The sequence below is a fragment of the Hyalangium sp. genome (assembly GCF_035629615.1).
Taxonomy (GTDB): domain Bacteria; phylum Myxococcota; class Myxococcia; order Myxococcales; family Myxococcaceae; genus Hyalangium.
Genome location: NZ_DASPHO010000598.1, coordinates 1 through 14,835, shown reverse-complemented (window position 1 = coordinate 14,835; position 14,835 = coordinate 1). Strand labels below are relative to the sequence as shown.

General features: G+C 67.5%; 13 protein-coding genes. 5 read left to right on the top strand and 8 right to left on the bottom strand.

Annotated elements, in window-relative coordinates:
* Positions 1-5: 5 nt before the first annotated feature.
* Together VD972_RS30140 and VD972_RS30135 are read right to left on the bottom strand one after the other, a co-directional pair.
* Positions 6-785 carry a hypothetical protein gene (locus VD972_RS30140; RefSeq protein WP_324992221.1) on the bottom strand — a complete coding sequence of 260 codons (780 nt, stop codon included), beginning with the start codon at positions 783-785 and terminating at the stop codon, positions 6-8.
* 152 nt (positions 786-937) lie between these two features.
* Positions 938-3,994, bottom strand: coding sequence for an ATP-binding protein (locus VD972_RS30135; protein WP_324992220.1), 3,057 nt, complete (start codon positions 3,992-3,994; stop codon positions 938-940).
* Positions 3,995-4,198: 204 nt separating this feature from the next.
* Here VD972_RS30135 and VD972_RS30130 point away from each other — a divergent pair, with 204 nt between their 5' ends.
* Positions 4,199-5,116 carry a hypothetical protein gene (locus tag VD972_RS30130; protein ID WP_324992219.1) on the top strand — a complete coding sequence of 306 codons (918 nt, stop codon included), beginning with the start codon at positions 4,199-4,201 and terminating at the stop codon, positions 5,114-5,116.
* Here VD972_RS30130 and VD972_RS30125 read toward each other — a convergent pair.
* Both VD972_RS30125 and VD972_RS30120 read right to left on the bottom strand, forming a co-directional pair.
* Positions 5,064-5,339, bottom strand: coding sequence for a cyclase family protein (locus VD972_RS30125; protein ID WP_324992218.1), 276 nt, complete (start codon positions 5,337-5,339; stop codon positions 5,064-5,066). The genes VD972_RS30130 and VD972_RS30125 overlap by 53 nt on opposite strands.
* 23 nt (positions 5,340-5,362) lie before the next feature.
* A complete protein-coding gene (locus VD972_RS30120; protein ID WP_324992217.1) occupies positions 5,363-5,701 on the bottom strand; it encodes a hypothetical protein in 339 nt (112 codons plus the stop codon).
* A 163-nt stretch (positions 5,702-5,864) separates the two neighbouring features.
* On the opposite strand from VD972_RS30120, the gene VD972_RS30115 reads away from it, so the two are divergent.
* Positions 5,865-6,617 carry a hypothetical protein gene (locus tag VD972_RS30115; protein ID WP_324992216.1) on the top strand — a complete coding sequence of 251 codons (753 nt, stop codon included), beginning with the start codon at positions 5,865-5,867 and terminating at the stop codon, positions 6,615-6,617.
* Positions 6,618-6,640: 23 nt separating this feature from the next.
* Here the strand turns inward: VD972_RS30115 and VD972_RS30110 are convergent, their stop codons facing one another.
* Positions 6,641-7,729 (bottom strand): hypothetical protein, encoded by a 1,089-nt coding sequence (locus VD972_RS30110; protein ID WP_324992215.1) that lies wholly within the window; start codon positions 7,727-7,729, stop codon positions 6,641-6,643.
* A 100-nt stretch (positions 7,730-7,829) separates the two neighbouring features.
* On the opposite strand from VD972_RS30110, the gene VD972_RS30105 reads away from it, so the two are divergent.
* Complete coding sequence (locus VD972_RS30105) at positions 7,830-8,177, top strand: DUF5011 domain-containing protein (protein WP_324992214.1); 348 nt, start codon at positions 7,830-7,832, stop codon at positions 8,175-8,177.
* A 308-nt stretch (positions 8,178-8,485) separates the two neighbouring features.
* On the opposite strand, the gene VD972_RS30100 is transcribed toward VD972_RS30105, so the two are convergent.
* The gene (locus VD972_RS30100) at positions 8,486-11,731 is read right to left on the bottom strand and encodes a tetratricopeptide repeat protein (RefSeq protein ID WP_324992213.1); all 3,246 of its coding nucleotides are present in this window, start codon (positions 11,729-11,731) and stop codon (positions 8,486-8,488) included.
* A gap of 292 nt (positions 11,732-12,023) precedes the next feature.
* On the opposite strand from VD972_RS30100, the gene VD972_RS30095 reads away from it, so the two are divergent.
* Complete coding sequence (locus VD972_RS30095) at positions 12,024-12,362, top strand: 2-dehydropantoate 2-reductase N-terminal domain-containing protein (RefSeq protein WP_324992212.1); 339 nt, start codon at positions 12,024-12,026, stop codon at positions 12,360-12,362.
* A gap of 413 nt (positions 12,363-12,775) precedes the next feature.
* Here the strand turns inward: VD972_RS30095 and VD972_RS30090 are convergent, their stop codons facing one another.
* Both VD972_RS30090 and VD972_RS30085 read right to left on the bottom strand, forming a co-directional pair.
* Positions 12,776-13,591: a metallophosphoesterase gene (locus tag VD972_RS30090; protein WP_324992211.1), complete on the bottom strand. Its 816-nt coding sequence runs from the start codon at positions 13,589-13,591 to the stop codon at positions 12,776-12,778.
* Positions 13,592-13,609: 18 nt separating this feature from the next.
* Complete coding sequence (locus VD972_RS30085) at positions 13,610-13,933, bottom strand: hypothetical protein (RefSeq protein ID WP_324992210.1); 324 nt, start codon at positions 13,931-13,933, stop codon at positions 13,610-13,612.
* Positions 13,934-14,449: 516 nt separating this feature from the next.
* Here VD972_RS30085 and VD972_RS30080 point away from each other — a divergent pair.
* Positions 14,450-14,835 (top strand): FAD-dependent monooxygenase (locus VD972_RS30080; RefSeq protein WP_324992209.1); only part of this gene is annotated, 386 nt, incomplete at its 3' end.

Sequence of the window (14,835 nt, the reverse complement as noted above, 5' to 3'; positions counted from 1 at the left end):
CTTGGCTAGAAACTCACGGAGAGGGAGACAGAGGCATCTCCCGCGGGACTCAGGAAGAAGCCGGCCTGGAGGGGCGGCGGCTCGGGAGCGGTGACGAGCAGCTCCGTGGCGACCGGCTCCGGCGGCAGCAGCAGGGCGTTGGTCACCTCGGTGGCCTTGCGCTCCTCGGGGCTCTGCGCCTTGGCGAGACGCTGGTCCGCCTCCTTCTGAAGCGCGGCCATCTGCGCCTTGGCGGTGAGGTACTCACGCACGGCGCTCTGCGTCTTGTAGGCGGCGAAGGCGCCCACCGCGCCCGACAGACTGTAGAAGCCCTTGGAGATGAGCCCGCCGTAGTGCGCCCTTCGGTAGAGCGACAGCGTCTTGTCCTGGGTGGGGTGCTTGGCGGGATCGCGCAGGTCGCGCTCGGGCCCACGGGAGAGGAACCCCGTCGCATAACCCAGCCCGCTGAAGACGGCCGAGTAGACGTAGTAGCGGATGGGGAGGTTGAGCTTGGGCTCGGGGCCCGTCGGCTTCGTCTCCGCCTTGGCTTTCTCTTCCGCTTCCTTCTGCAGCTGCTGAACCTGGAACTGCTTCTCGAGCTCTTCTTTCTTCCGCTGGGCAGCCTCGAGCTCGGCCTCGGCCTGCTGCTTCAGGGCCTCCGCCTGCCGCGCGGCCTCCTCGGCTTGGCGCTGCTGCTCGGCTTGCTGCTGCGCTTCCGCACTCTTTTTCTTCGACTCCGCCGCGCTCACACCCGAGGCGGTCAGGCACATCAGGACGCTAAGTCCCAAGGCTTGTGGCCGTTTCACGTTTTTCTCCCCCCCCAAGTGGTTTTCCGCGGGGGCCCACTCTCCCCATTTGTCGCATCGAGAACGGTCTGGATCGCGAGACCGTGCGATTCCGCGGATTTTTTTTACCTGCCTTCAGAGTGACGCGCTGCGTCCTGCCCGGTCTGTGGGCCCTACCCGGCCCGCAGCTCCGGCTCCAGGAGCCGCAGCCAGCCGCGCAGATCGGACGAGGCCGCCTCCGCGGGGACGCTCCGGGCCTGCTCGAGCTGCCGGCGGACCTCCTCCCAGCCCCGCGCGGCCTCCGGGCTGCCAGGTGACGCAGCTCGAGCCTCGGCGAGCTTCACCGTCGCAGCCAGCAACGCCTCCAGCGCGCGCAGCACCGGATCATTCCGGATCTCGGCCGCCGCGCTCAGCGCCGCGAACCCCTTGCGCGCCTCCAGCAGCGCTCCCCGCAGCGCCTGGACCGCGGCGAGGTGTAAGGAGAACCGCAGCTCGTGCCACCGCGACACGTGGGCCAGCGTGGACGTAGCAATCATCAGGTGGGACTCAGCCACCTCGAGCGCACCCGAGATGATGAAGGCCCGGCCGAGCTCGCCCACGGCACCTCCCTCCACGAAGCGCATCCCGAGCTGCCGCCCCAGCTCCGCCGCCGCCTCCAGGTGTTCGCACGCCTCCGCGGGGCGATCCGCGTCGAGCAGGAAGCAGCCCAGGTTCAGCCGGGAGACAGCCACGCCGGAGCGGCTGCTTGCCCCCAGCGCCTTGGCGAAGGCCTCTTCCAGGAAGCCCACGGCCTCTGCCGTCCGCCCGGACTCTCCAATGGCGTTGGCCAGGTTGTTGAGGAAGAGCACCTCGAAGGTCCGGTCTCCCACGGCGCGGAACAGCTCCAGCGCCTCATGCAGGTAGGGGAGCGCCGCGCCGGGCCCGCTGCGCACCTGCTCGGTGATGCCCAGGTTGCCCACCGTATATGCCTCGAGCCACCGGTCCCCTCCCGAGGGCAGGCTCCGCGCCTCCTGGAGGAAGCGCCAGCCCAGCGCCACATCTCCCTCGTGCCGGGCCACGATCGACAGATCGACGAGGATCCGCTTCTCCCAGGTCGCCTCGCCCAGGGCGCGGAACGACACCCGCGCCTGCTCCAGATCCCTCCGGGCAGCGGCGAGCTGCCCCGTCTCCAGGTGCGCTCGGCCCCGGACCGCCAGCGCCTCGGCCCGCAGCAGGGAGTCTCTGCAGAGTCTCTCCGCCAGCTCCAGCGCCTGATACAGCTGGGGCAGCGTCATGCCCACCGGCCCCCGCGCGGCGAGGTCCGGCTCCAGCGCCACCAGCGCCTCCAGCGCCCGCTTCACGGACTCCGACGTCGGCGGCTGGGCCGCGAGCGCGTGCTCACAGACGGCCAGCAGGTTCTCTCGCTCCAGCATCAGCCGGCGCAGCGCCTCTCCCCCCGCGCGCGCAGGCCCGTGCAGCCCTCTGGCCAGCGCCAGGTAGTACTCTGCGTGACGCGCCACCAGCGCCTCGCGCTCTCCCCGCTCCGCCAGCCGCGAGGAGGCGTACTCGCGGATGCTCTCGTACAGGCTCAGCCGCAGCTCGCCCTGCAGCCCCTCAGAGGCCCCCGCCCGCAGCAGCGACTTGGAGCGCAGCGCTTGGACAATCTCGAGCACCTCCGTCCCGCCCGGCGCCGGCACGAGCACGGCCTCGGCGGCCTCCAGCGTGAAGCCCCCGCGGAACACCGAACCCTGCGCCAACACGGCCTGCTCGGTCTCGTCGAGCAGCTTCCACGACCAGTCAATGGCTCCCCGGAGCGTCGCCTGCCGCTGCGCCGCGTCCCGCTGCCCGATGCGCAGCAGCTCGAAGCGCCGGGACAGCCGCTCCCGGATCTGCCCCACCCCCAGCAATGCCGTGCGCGCCGCCGCCAGCTCAATGGCCAGGGCAATCCCATCCAGCCGCCGGACGATGTCCGCCACCAGCGGTGCCTCGGCCGCCGTCAGCTCGAAGCTCCCCTGCGCGGCCTTCGCCCTCAAGACGAACAGGCGCACCGCCTCCGAGCGGGAGATCGCCTCCAGCGAGCGATCGTCCTCGCCCGGCAGGCTCAGCGGAGCCAGATCCAGGATCCGCTCTCCCGCAAGGCGCAGCGACTCCTGGGAGGTGAGGAGGAACCGGCACTGCGGCGCCAGGACGAGCCAGCGCCGGAGCGGGGCCGACATGTGCCGGAGCAGGTGCTCGAGGTTGTCCAGGATGACCAGGGCCGGTCCGCGGCTGCTCAGCGCGCGGCCGAGCTGCTCCACCCGCTCCTCACCTGTGCCGCTCGTCAGCTGCACCCCGAGCGCCTGCCCGACGACGTGGCAGATGTCCTCGAGCTTTGCCGCCTCGGTGAGCTCGCACCACCAGACGCCGCCCTCCCAGGCCCGGGTGGCCAGCTCGAGGCTGCCGAAGTGCGTGGCCAGCCGCGTCTTCCCCATGCCTCCCGGCCCCATGAGGGTGATGAGCCGGGCTCCCTCCGCGAGCCAGAGCCGCAGCGTCTCCAGCTCCTCCTCTCGGCCGATCATGTCCCCCGGCTCCTGAGGGAGATTGCCGCGCCGCTCCTCCTGCACGCGCAGGGCCTCGAACCGCCGGCCCGAGAGCGAGACAGGCAGGAGCTCCAGCAGGGGCACGGGCTCGGAGATCCCCCGGAGCCGGAAGCTCCCGAGCATGCGCACCGCGGGCTGGCCCAGGTGCTCTTGGATGCCGGCGACTTGAGCCCACGCCGCCCCGCTCAGCAGCACCTGCCCCCCATGGCCCGCATCCGCCACACGGGCCGCCACGTTCACCATCCGGCCGATGTAGTCGATGCGTCCCGTGCCTGCGTCCACCCGCCGCTCGGGCTCGCCCACGTGCACGCCCATGCGCACGCGCAGGCCTCGGTACAGCAGGCCTCCCGCATCCCGCTCCTCCGCCGCCTCGGGCCAGGCCAGCAGCGCCTCCGGCCACGGCGCATCCAGCAGCACCTCCTGCACGTCCAGGCACCAGCGCAGCGCGTCCTCCACGGAGGGAAAGGCGACCATGAACGAGTCGCCCTGCGTCTTCACCTCGTAGCCGGAGGTGGGCACCAGCAGCGAGCGCAGGATCCGATCGTGGATCTCCAGCGCGCTCCGCATGACGGTGCTGGAGCGCTCCCACATCAGGGTGGAGCCCTGGATGTCGGTGAAGACGAGGGCCACCGTGCCAGAGGGAGCTTCGATGGGCATGGCATGAGGGCTCATGGTCGGCGGAAGCAACTCCAGCACCGCGCCTTCCCCGTGTCGGCAACAGGACGGCCCGGGCACACCCTGTTCACCATCTGGCGGAAAATCATCACCCGACTGGATCCTCGAAGAGACAGGGAAAGCACATGTGTCGGATGCTCTCCAGGCGCTCAGTACAATTTCAACGGTACTGCGTGCATCTCTCCGGACAAAAGGGAACTCATGCAAAGCGTGAACCAGAAGACGGTGTGCAGTACGCGAGGCGAGGCGGAAGTAGGGACGTGTGGCTGGAGGTTGCCAGTGGTGTTGCTGCTGGTGGTGGGGAGCCTGGGCTGTGGCCCCACGGATGGCCTCCCGGATCCACCTGCATTCGAGGAGCAGGAGCAGGGGCTCGGCTCGACCAACGGGTTCTCGGTGAACGGGTTCTCGGTGAATGGGTTCTCGGTGAATGGGTTCTCGGTGAATGGGCTCCCAGCGAATGGGCTGTCGGCCAGCGCCCTGTCCTCCGAGGGGTTCGCGGCCTGGTTCGCGCAGGAGCCAGCGCTGGCCGCGCATGTCATGGGCTACGTCGTGCGGTGCGCCGTCCCTGCGGGGCAGACGCGCTCCTATACGGATCCGGGGACGGGTCAGATCTACACCTGGAGCGGGGGACTGGGACTGGCGCCTGACTGGGCCGGTGGAGCCGCCATCAACGAGGCCGAGCAGGAGGTCATCACCGCGTGTCTGCTGGCGCATGTGAACCGGTACGGGCAGCACCTGCCCATCTCCGTGCTGGGGCGAGACGCTCGAGGCAACCTCATCCCCTACACCTCCAGCGAGCTCAACACCTACTCGGCGCGCGAGGCCTGCTTCTTTGGCAACCTCTTCACGAACGAGGGCCTCTTCTTCGGTGTGGACCGGCTCATTGACCACAATGCCTACCTCTCGCGAGCCTGCGCGGGGATGAGCGGCTCTGGGGCTGGGGAGGGGCAGTGCGCGCCGCTGACCTTCGTCGGCGGCTGCTTGCTGAACTGCCTGCAGCTGATTCCGGAGCTGGGGGGGCCTTTCCACCGGACGTGCATGCACAATGGGAAGAGCTACCGGGCCATTACGACTCGCATGCGCGCGTCGGACTACGAGGAGCTCTTCGCGGAGCAATAGAGGTGGCCTCAGCAGAGATGCCCGGAAAGTGGAGGCGCGAGGCATCCCCTGGTGTGTCATCCCCGAAGTATGCCTTCCGATCCGGCCAGTGCTTCGCCCAGCCGGTCCGCACCAGGACGATGGTCCCAGGATCGATTCGGCCATGCTCCTTCTCGAAAGCCTCCAGATGGGAAGGCAGGAGTTGGGCATCACGGTCCCTGGAGGTATCGGCCGAGATATCCACGACGATGGCCGGCGCGATGAGGCTTAGAAGGACAGCACCTTCCCGTGAGCAGACAGCAGCCTCTGGGCTTCCTCCCAGCCCGGCATGGAGTCCGCCACGAAGGTATATGTCCTGATCTCCCTGCCGAGCGCCCTTGAGCTCTTCATGGCGGTCAGGTGGGCTCCTGCCCTGACGAACGCCCTCATCGCCTCTTCGCTCTCCCAGGCGGTCAAGGTGTAGTGCAGGTACCCGAACCCTCGATTCCTGATCTTGAGAAAGCCGGGCTGCGTCTTGAGCTGCCGGCGGATGTTCAGGCCAAAGAGGCTGAGCCTGAAGTACCCCCAGAGGCTCCTGAGCCGGATGGAAGTCACCGTGATCACCATGCCATCGATCCTTCCGGAGTACAGTGCGGCGCTGGGCGCTACTCTGGCACGAAGCTCTCGGAGGCTCGAAGCCCGTTGTGGGCGCGCTGGAGCTGCGCGTCGGTGACGAAGCTCCCCATCGGGCGCTAGGAAGTGGCCCCTACGGGGGGTTAGCGTCTAGCTCATGCTGGCATTTCCTGAGACTCGGCTGAGCAGCTGCACCCTGGAGCAGGTCAGCGCGGTGCGCAGCCGAATCGAGCAGTTGCCGCACATGCCCACCTTCGAGCAGACGGCCCAGGAGGTGACGCAGGCGATCTACGCCGCGTTTCGGCCCTCGCTGGTACTCGTGCGCACGTTCATCACGGTGCCCTACCGGCGGCTGCCAGTGGACATCCAGCGCGCGGTGGGTGACGCGAGCCAGGTCCAGGGCGCAAGAGCTCTGTTGAAGCCCGACACGCTCGTCCTGGCGCTGGCGGGCACCGCGGGTCGTAAGCTGGCCTGGACCGATCGGAGGGGGAGCCGCGGGCATCAAGGCATCCCGCTGATCTCCTCCCAGCTCGTCAGCTCCATCCCGATGGTCGCTCGCCTGCTCCAGCAGATGGGCGTGGGCCTCAATTGGATCGACACCAGCGACCTCTCGCTCTTCGATAACAGCGTGGCGTCACGCCTCTTCTACGTGCCGGACGCGGCGGCGACGGTGGATGCGCAGCGCCGGAAGGTCATCCCCGACCAGGACTTCGTCCGGACTCACGGGGTGAAGACGGTCTTCGGCGTGGGCGGCAGCTTCCTCATCAACCCGAGCGCCTTGATGGTGCTGATCGCCTTCTGCTCCGAGCCCGTGCCCAAGGGCGTTGCGAGATGGTTCTCCACCATTACCACCGGGCTGATGGCCAGGACCCTCTCCCTGGTGCAGACCGGAGCCCTCTTCCAGCCCTGAGCCTGGGCCTTGCGCGTGGCCGCTCAGCCCTGCAGGTCCTCCGGCGTCAGGCCCGCCTCGTCGAGGTCCAGCTCATCCAAGGGAATGCGCTGGATGTGCTCCCGGGGGTTCTTGACGTCGTCCTTGTACTTGTCCGCCCCGCTCTCGTACGTCACCCAGAGCTCCCCATCGATGATGTTCAGCCCCTGCGCGTATGGGTCGATCTTCCCGTTGCTGATATCGGTCCGGTCATCGATGTCCGCCGTGAAGGAGTCCGTGTCGAATGGCTGGTACACCAGCTTGTGGTCGCCGGTGGTGAACAGCAGCGCGCCGTCCACCACTGCGATGCCTTGAGCCCGGTCTGGCGCGCGGATGGGCCCCTGCGGCGAGTTCTCGTTCTTGATGAGTTCGCCCGTGTCCGGGTTGATCTCGTACCGCCAGACCGCGCCCGCCTTGCCATCGCCGTCCTCGCTGTACCCTCCGACGTAGGCGTAGCCGTCCTTCACGGTCATGAAGCTGCCGTTCGAGATCAGCCCGGTCTTCGGATCGGCGGGGTCGACCGTGTCAGCGGGCACCTCGAGCACCTGGAGCGGCTCGGCGACGGTCCCCTTCTTCGCCGCCTCTTCGATGGCCTCGCGGCTGTAGACGTAGATGCCATCCGTGTCCGAGACGTAGACGGAGTCTCCTTCCGTCGAGACGCCTCCGCCATGCGTGGGGGGCGGGAACTCGCCATTGCCTCCCAGGCGAACATTGAGCGTCTCGCTCCCGCTCTTCTTGTCCTGGACCGAGAGCAGCACGCCGCTATCGTCGTAATACGTCGTGAGCACCTCGCCGCGCTTGGCGTCGTAGCCCTGACCCTGCGGCGTCCACCCCTCGTCCAGGTGCACCAGCTCCGGGCCCACGGGGTCAGGCAGGAGGCGCTTGAGGAACGGCGGAAGGTCGATCGGGGACGCGTTCCCACTGCCGCTGAGGCTCACGGGGGCTGCCTGGGGACGGTCGAAGCCATCCTGGAAGTAGGAGGTCGGCGCGGGCGGGGTCGCCGCGGGCGGGGTCACCGCGGGCGTGGGAGAGGTCGTCTGCGTGGACGCCGTGGTGACGGTGGGGGGGAGCCGGCTCGGGGGAGAGGTGATCATGGGAATCGTTCCGAATCAAAGGGTCATGTCTCAGCGACGTACCCTGGATACGCACCTTGCCCACAAGGGGTTACAACATACGCTTCGAGGCTCCAAATGGATGCATGCGTCGCGAGGCGTCCTTGTCCGCAATGCAGCGCGTCAGGACTGGGCCCGCCTCGCGGTGAGCGCCCAACGCATTGTGAACGTGAATGACAGCCTGGCTCCCGGACTGCAGATGCTCGGCGCGGCGGAGATGACGCACACCTGCGGCAGCATGTGGAACGACCCCGGCGTGACGGCCTCGGACGTGTGCTATGGCAGCCTGACGCACACCATGTGGCGCTCCGGCGAGGTGAACGGCTGGGCCGCGGGCACCTACACGGTGACGTACTCGCTGACCGACAGCGGCGGCAACAGCGCCCCGTCCCTCACCCGCACCGTGCACGTGGTCAACTGCCCCTGGTAAGGCATCCGGCCTGAAGCGCCTCCCGCTCCACTCGTTCCCGCGTGTGCGCGGGATGGCGCTCGTGCTCGGGGCCGTGCTGTGCCTGCCCTCGCTCGGGGTCGGCTTCTTCGGGGATGACTCGCACCGCTCCACCGTCTGGGGCACACGCCGACCCTTGCCGCCCTTCCCATCAGGACGCTGCAGGCGATGGGCCACGGCTTGAGCCTCAAGACCAAAAGTTCTCGGGTGGCCCTCGCGACGGGGCCAACCTTGCACATGCCGTGGCTAAGCCCAGGGGCTCCACTATCCCGCCCTCCCCTCCTCCTCTCCTACTGGACGCCAATGTCGTTGAGGCTCTTCGCGAAGCCAGAGAAGAAGGTGCCCGGGTGATGCTGGGCGAGCGTGCGGTAGTACTGGACGGACTCTTGGGTGGCGGCCAGCGCCTCCTCCCTCTTTCCCATCGCGCTCAATTGGGCACCCAGCCCGTTGAGGCTCTTGGCGAGGCCGGGGAGGAAGGTACCCGGGTGACGCTGGGCGAGTGTGCGGTAGTGCTGGACGGACTCCTGGGCGACGGCCAGCGCCTCCTCGCTCTTTCCCATCGCGCTCAATCGGGCACCGAGGCTGTCGAGACTGCTGGCGAGGTTGGGGAGGAAGGCGTTGGGCTGACGTTGGGTGAGCGTGCGGTAGTGCTGGACGGACTCCTGGGCGGCGGCCAGCGCCTCCTGCCTCTTTCCCAACTCACTCCACAGGTTGCCGAGGTTGTGGAGGCCGTAAGCGAGATTGAAGAGGGCGGCATCAGACTCTGGGTCGGCGAGCCCGCGATGCTGCTCGACGGTTTCTTGGCTGAGCTCCAGCGCAGCCTCCGGCGTTTCTACCTGGAGTCCCATGATGTGGAGGCTCTGGAGGCTGAAGAGGATGCGGGGATCGGGATGACTCTCGGCAAGCGCGTTGAGGTGCTGGATGGCCTCCTGGACAGAGGCGAGCGCCTCCTTCTGCTTTCCCAGCCCGAGCCACACAACGCCGAGGGCTTGGAGTCTCTTGGGGAGATCGATAAGGGAGGCGTGGGAGTGACGCTCGGCAAGCGTGCGATATCCCTCAGCAGACTCCCGGATGAAGACCAGCGCCGCTTCCTGCTGCCCCAGGTGTTGCTGCATCTCGCCCAGATTGCCGACGCGCATTGCGAACTCGGGGAGGAATTTCTCCGGCTGCGCTGCCGTGAGCTTCCGGAGAATCTCCACTGACTCTTCCATCGAGACAAGCCCCGCCACGGGCAGCCCCAGCTCCCTCTGGCAGTTGCCCAGATTGTTGAGGCTCATGGCGAGGTCGTACAGGAACGCCTCCGGCTGCTCGGCCGCGAGTATCCGGCGAATCTCCAGCGCCTCCCGCGTCGAGGCCAGCGCGGCCTCATACTGCCCCAGCGCGCCCTGGCTCAGACCCAGGTTATGGAGACTCTGAGCGAAGGGGGGCAGGAACACCTCCGGCTGTTTTGCCGCGAGCTTCCGGAATAGCTCCACCGCCTCTCGCAGCGAGGGCAGCGCCACCTCGTGCTGTCCCAGCAACTCGCCCTGCACGCGCCCCAGGCCACCGAGGCTGATCGCGAGGTGGCTCAGGAACGCCTCCGGTTGCGCCGCGACAAGCTTGTGGGAAATCTCCACCGCCTCGCGCGCCGAGGCCAGTGCCGCCTCCAACTGCCCCAGCGCGCTCTGCACTGCTCCCAGTCTGGACACACTCAAACAGAGATCAGGCAGGAACACCTCCGGCCGCTCTGTGGCCAGCCCCCGGAGAATCTCTACCGCCTGCCGAAGTAGGGACAGAGCCGTCTCCCGCTGCCACAGCGCTCGCTGCCCTATGACGATGTTTAGGCTCCGGGAAATCTCCACCGCTTCCCGTAACGAGGTCAGCGCCTCCTCATGCTGCCCCATCTCGCCCTGTACGCGACCCAGGTCGTTGAGGCTGCTCGCGAGTTTTTCCAGGAATGCCTCCGGCTGATCCTTAGCGAGCGTGAGGTAGTGCTGAACCTCTTCCTGGGCGGCGGCAAGCGCCTCCTCGCGCTTTCCCAGAGGGCGCCGCGAGGTGCTGAGGCTGTCGGGGCTGCCGGCGGGCTTGGAGACACTCGACTCGTAGAGTGTCTCCATCACCACCTCGCCTGCGGGGTTGGAGACCACCGCCTCACGGTGCGGCTGGAATCGCGGGTTGACTATCAGCACCTCGCGGTTGGAGACCACCGCTTCACGGTGCGGCTGGGGGAGACGGCAGACGATGGATTCCCGGGCCGCGGCCTGCGCCTCCTCCGGGTTGCCCAGTGCGTTCCAGATGACTGCGAGGTTGTTGAAGCCGCGGGCAAGGTAGGAGAGGAAGACTTCGGGTTGCTGCTGGGCGAGCGCGCGATAGCGCTGGACGGCCTCCTGAGCCGCGGCCAGCGCCTCGTTCAGCTTCCCCATCTCGTGCAAGCATTTGCTGAGGTTGAGGACGCTGGCGGCCAGGCCGGGGAGGATTGCAGGGTCCCGCTCGGCGAGCGCGCGACGGTACTGGACGGCCTCCTGGGTCGCGGCCAGCGCCTCCTGCCCCTTACCGACCTCACTCCACATCAGGCCGAGGTTGCTGAGGCTGTTGGCGAGTTCTGGGAGGGCTGCGTCGGGTTGACGCTGGACGAGAGTGCGATGGTGCTGGACGGCTTCCTGCGCGGCAGCCAGCGCCTCCTCCTGCTTTCCCAGCTGAATGCGGGTGAGGGCAAGACTGTCGAGGCTGATGGCGAAGTCCTTGAGGAAGGTGGCGGGGTCACGCTCGACGAGCGCGCGGTAGTGCTGGACGGCCTCCTGTGCGGCAACCAGCGAGTCCCCCAATTCCCCCGTCAAGCGCCACCCCTTGCCGAGGTTGCGGAGGCTGCGGGCGAGGCCGTGGAACGAGGCGCCGGGGTCCCGGTTGGCGAGCGCGCGGTAGTGCACAACGGCTTCCTGGGTGGTGGCCAGCGCCTCCTCCCAGTTCCCCACTGCGCCCCACTCCTCGCCGAGGTTGCTGAGGCTCATGGCGAGGTCGATAAGGAAGGTGGCGTCGGAGCGATTCCGGGCGAGGATGCGGCGGAGCCGGACGGCTTCTTGGAGGGTGGCTAGCGCCTCCTCCCGCTTGCCCAGCTCAGTCCAGAGGTTGCCGAGGTTGTCGAAGCTGGTGGCGAGGCCAGGCAGGAAGTCTTCGGAGCGATTCCGGACGAGGATGCGGCGGAGCCGGACGGCATCTTGGAGGGGAGCCAGGGCCTTCTCAAGCTCGCCCATTTCGCGCCACCGGGCGCCGAGGCCATCGAGGCTGGTGGCGAGGCCGGGCAAGAACGCCTCGGGCCGCGCCGCCGTGAGCTTCCGGTAGATCTCCACCGCTTCCTGCATCGAGGCCAACGCTTCCTTCCGCTGCCCCAACTCGCTCTGCCTCACGCTCAGGTTTCGGAGGCTGTGTGCAAGCGGAGGGAGGAATTCCTCCGGCTGCACCTCAGCGAGTTTGCGATACTGCTCCACCGCCGCTGCCTCCTTCGCCGCGGTATCGCTGAGCGCATCCACCGGGTTCCCACTTCGTTTTCGATGATCCAAGCGCTCCCCTCCTCACGGGTTCTCCGTGAACGCAACGCCATGGCGGCCACGCTACCGTAGAAGACGAAAGAGGAGCATCAGCTCCTGGAGGCCGGTTCAATTCCCAACGCCTCTAAACAGATCGAGGGCCTCTCTATTGGTTGTGCGGGTGCATGGCCACGAAGCGTGGTGGCTCAGCCGCACCCCGACCATGACGCCTTTGGGCATGTTGCTCGCCACGAGGCCCGCGTCGATGTACTTCGGGCATGACAAGCAGGGTTCTGCCTGAAGGCAGACACGGAGGAGAGACGGGATGAACGGACCGATCGTCGTGGCAGGGGCGGGCAGCATCGGCTGTTTCGTCGGAGGATTGCTGGCAGCGGCGGGCCGTGAGGTGCGCTTCCTCGCTCGGCCACGAATGGTCGCGGAGTTTCAGGCACATGGCCTCACCTTGACCGATCTCGATGGCGGCGACCGCCGTGTGCCTGCGGCGAGTCTCTCCGTGACGGACGATCACGCCATGCTGGCGGAGGCCGGTTTGATTCTGGTGACCGTCAAAAGCAGCGCGACGGCTGAGATGGCGCGCATAAGAAGGATAGGGGCACGATTGAAGGGGACGAGGGAGAGCAGAGAGGCAGAGGAGAGCTGCTGACGAGTGCCGGAGGGCGGGAGTGCCAGGTGGGAGCGCCCACCGCTCCACCGTCTGAGGCACACGCCGACCCTTGCCGCCCTTCCCATCAGGACGCTGCAGGCGATGGGCCACGGCTTGAGCCTCAAGACCAAAAGTTCTCGGGTGGCCCTCGCGACGGGCCAACCTTGCACATGCCGTGGCTAAGCCCAGGGGCTCCACTATCGCACGCACCCCTCGTGCTCCCTTCACGTACGCCAAGACCCCCCCCGCCTGCCTCCACACCTCACTCAGGCGAACACGTCGAAGTCGAACCGCCTCCTCAGCAACTCTGCCCAGTCCTCTCGCGGCGTCCTCTCCTTCATCCGCTCCTTCCGGGCAGCTGCCTCAATCCCCGCACTCTCCTCCTCTGAGCCTGCTGGGGGGAGCGCCCGCCCTCACGGTAGCGCTCGCTCTCCGGTCAGGGTGATGAGGGCGAGCTCTGGCCGGCACAGGAAGCGCAGGTCCAGGATGGAGTTCCCCAGGCCCCGGCTCACGTACATCCTCGAGCCCTGGCGCTCGTACCACCCGGCCTCGTAGCTCCCGGAGCCGCGAGGGAGCCACAGCGGCCCGATCCCAGGCAGGCGCACCTGGCCCCCATGGGTATGTCCCGACAGCACCAGCGGGCACCTCCCCGCGATCTGATCGAAGGCAGCAGGAACGTGGCTCAGGGCGATGCAAGGAGCCCCCGGTGGAAGATCGACGAACGCCTTTCCGGGATCCGGCTCCCCCGCGAGCGCATCGTCCAGGCCCACGAGCCACAGGGCCTCCGCGACCTTCTGGCGGGTGTTGACCAGGACCTGGATGCCGGCCTGCTGGAAGAGGCGCTCTTCATCCTCCATGGGAGCCCAGAACTCCCAGTTGCCGCGGACGGCAAACACCCCCTGCGGGGCGCGAAGCCGGGAGAGAAGCTCGTGGCGCACCGCGTCCGGGACTCCGGGAGACGCTGTGTCCCCGGTGATGACAATCAGATCCGGCCGCTCCTCGTCGAGGAGCTGGAGCAACCGCCGCTCGCGCCGCCCCCACTCCCGGAGGTGCAGATCCGACACGTGGGCGACCTTCAGCTCCCGCGGCAGTCCCACGATCTGGATCCGGTGATGGGTCACCTCGATCCAGTACGGCTCGATCCAGGCCGCATAGCCCCACCCCAGCACACCCAACAGGACGAGCCCCAGGGCCACGCGAACGGCCCTGGCGCGGCGTCGACCTCTCATCTCCACGCGCGCTCCCTTCTATGAGGACAGATCCTTCTCTTCCTCAGAGGCACTGTCGTATCCGCCCTGGATCACGTTGCTGCTCCCGTTGAACTTGAACTCCCTGTCCTCGAGGCTCTTTCGCGTCTTCTTCTCCTTCTTTGCCTTCTGCGTCAGATAGAGCGACCGGTACATCTTCGGCTTGATCTCTTCGTCGAGGAACGGATTGATGGGGCCGAGCTTCGACTTCCGCTTCTTCGCGCGCCGCAGCTCGCTCTCCACCGCGTCGCGCAGGTACTTCACGAGCTCTCTCAGCGATCCATCCTTGTTCGCCGCGACGACGATGCGATCGTTCACGTGCATCGCCTGCACTTCGTCCTCCTTCTTGTCGCGGAGCTGAAGCCGATTCGGCTTCTCCGAGGGCGCGACGCAGCCGAGAACACCTGGATGTTCTGTGCCGCGGCATCGAGGATGAAGATCATGCAGAAGCCGACGGTGCAAGTCGCGAACATCCCGAGCAGCGAAGCGAGAGGGACCGTGCGCCCCCGCAGCTGGGTGTGCCGTTCGTTCTCCGCCGCGCCGATGGGTACTGCCGTACGCGGCGCGCCGCCGCTTCGCGAAGAGGTCGTCCGCCCATCGCGGGCGAGAGAGGGAAGGGGAGCACCCACTCCTCCCACTCGAAATGTATAGGGCACTGGGGGGCTTGCGGCAAGGGCCGGAGCGTGCCGCAGAGACGCCGACCTTGACCAGCATCTACGGAAATGGGGGGCCAGAAATGCGTGTGTTGTTGTCGACGCATGGGTCGCGCGGAGACATGGAACCGGTGATGGGGCTCGCGGCGCAGCCCCGTGTTGGCGTGATGCCGACGGGAGTGTGGCGATGACCGAGCATGCGGTCGTGATTGCCGGAGGCGGCCCGACAGGGCTGATGTTGGCGGGAGAGCTCGCGTTGGCAGGCGTGGACGCTGCCATTGTCGAGCGGCGCGCGAGCCAGAAGCTGGACGGCCAGCGCTCAGGCGGTCTGCACGCACGCACCATCGAGGTCCTCGACCAGCGCGGAATCGCCGATCGGTTCCTCTCGGAGGGACAGGTGGCTCAGGTCGCGGGGTTCGCCCGCGCACGTTTGGACATCAGCGACTTTCCCACCCGGCACCCGTACGGGCTCGGGCTGTGGCAGAAGCACATCGAGCGGATCCTGGCCGGCTGGGTCGGCGAGCTGGCAGTGCCGATCTATCGCGGACGTGAAGTGACGGGTTTCGCGCAGGA

Coding starts and splice junctions, on each gene's coding strand:
- VD972_RS30095 (WP_324992212.1), top strand. CDS start 12,024: ATGAACGGACCGATCGTCGTGGCAGGGGCGGGCAGCATCGGCTGTTTC.
- VD972_RS30135 (WP_324992220.1), bottom strand. CDS start 3,994: ATGAGCCCTCATGCCATGCCCATCGAAGCTCCCTCTGGCACGGTGGCC.
- VD972_RS30110 (WP_324992215.1), bottom strand. CDS start 7,729: ATGATCACCTCTCCCCCGAGCCGGCTCCCCCCCACCGTCACCACGGCG.
- VD972_RS30085 (WP_324992210.1), bottom strand. CDS start 13,933: ATGCACGTGAACGATCGCATCGTCGTCGCGGCGAACAAGGATGGATCG.
- VD972_RS30115 (WP_324992216.1), top strand. CDS start 5,865: ATGCTGGCATTTCCTGAGACTCGGCTGAGCAGCTGCACCCTGGAGCAG.
- VD972_RS30130 (WP_324992219.1), top strand. CDS start 4,199: ATGCAAAGCGTGAACCAGAAGACGGTGTGCAGTACGCGAGGCGAGGCG.
- VD972_RS30120 (WP_324992217.1), bottom strand. CDS start 5,701: ATGGTGATCACGGTGACTTCCATCCGGCTCAGGAGCCTCTGGGGGTAC.
- VD972_RS30090 (WP_324992211.1), bottom strand. CDS start 13,591: ATGAGAGGTCGACGCCGCGCCAGGGCCGTTCGCGTGGCCCTGGGGCTC.
- VD972_RS30105 (WP_324992214.1), top strand. CDS start 7,830: ATGCATGCGTCGCGAGGCGTCCTTGTCCGCAATGCAGCGCGTCAGGAC.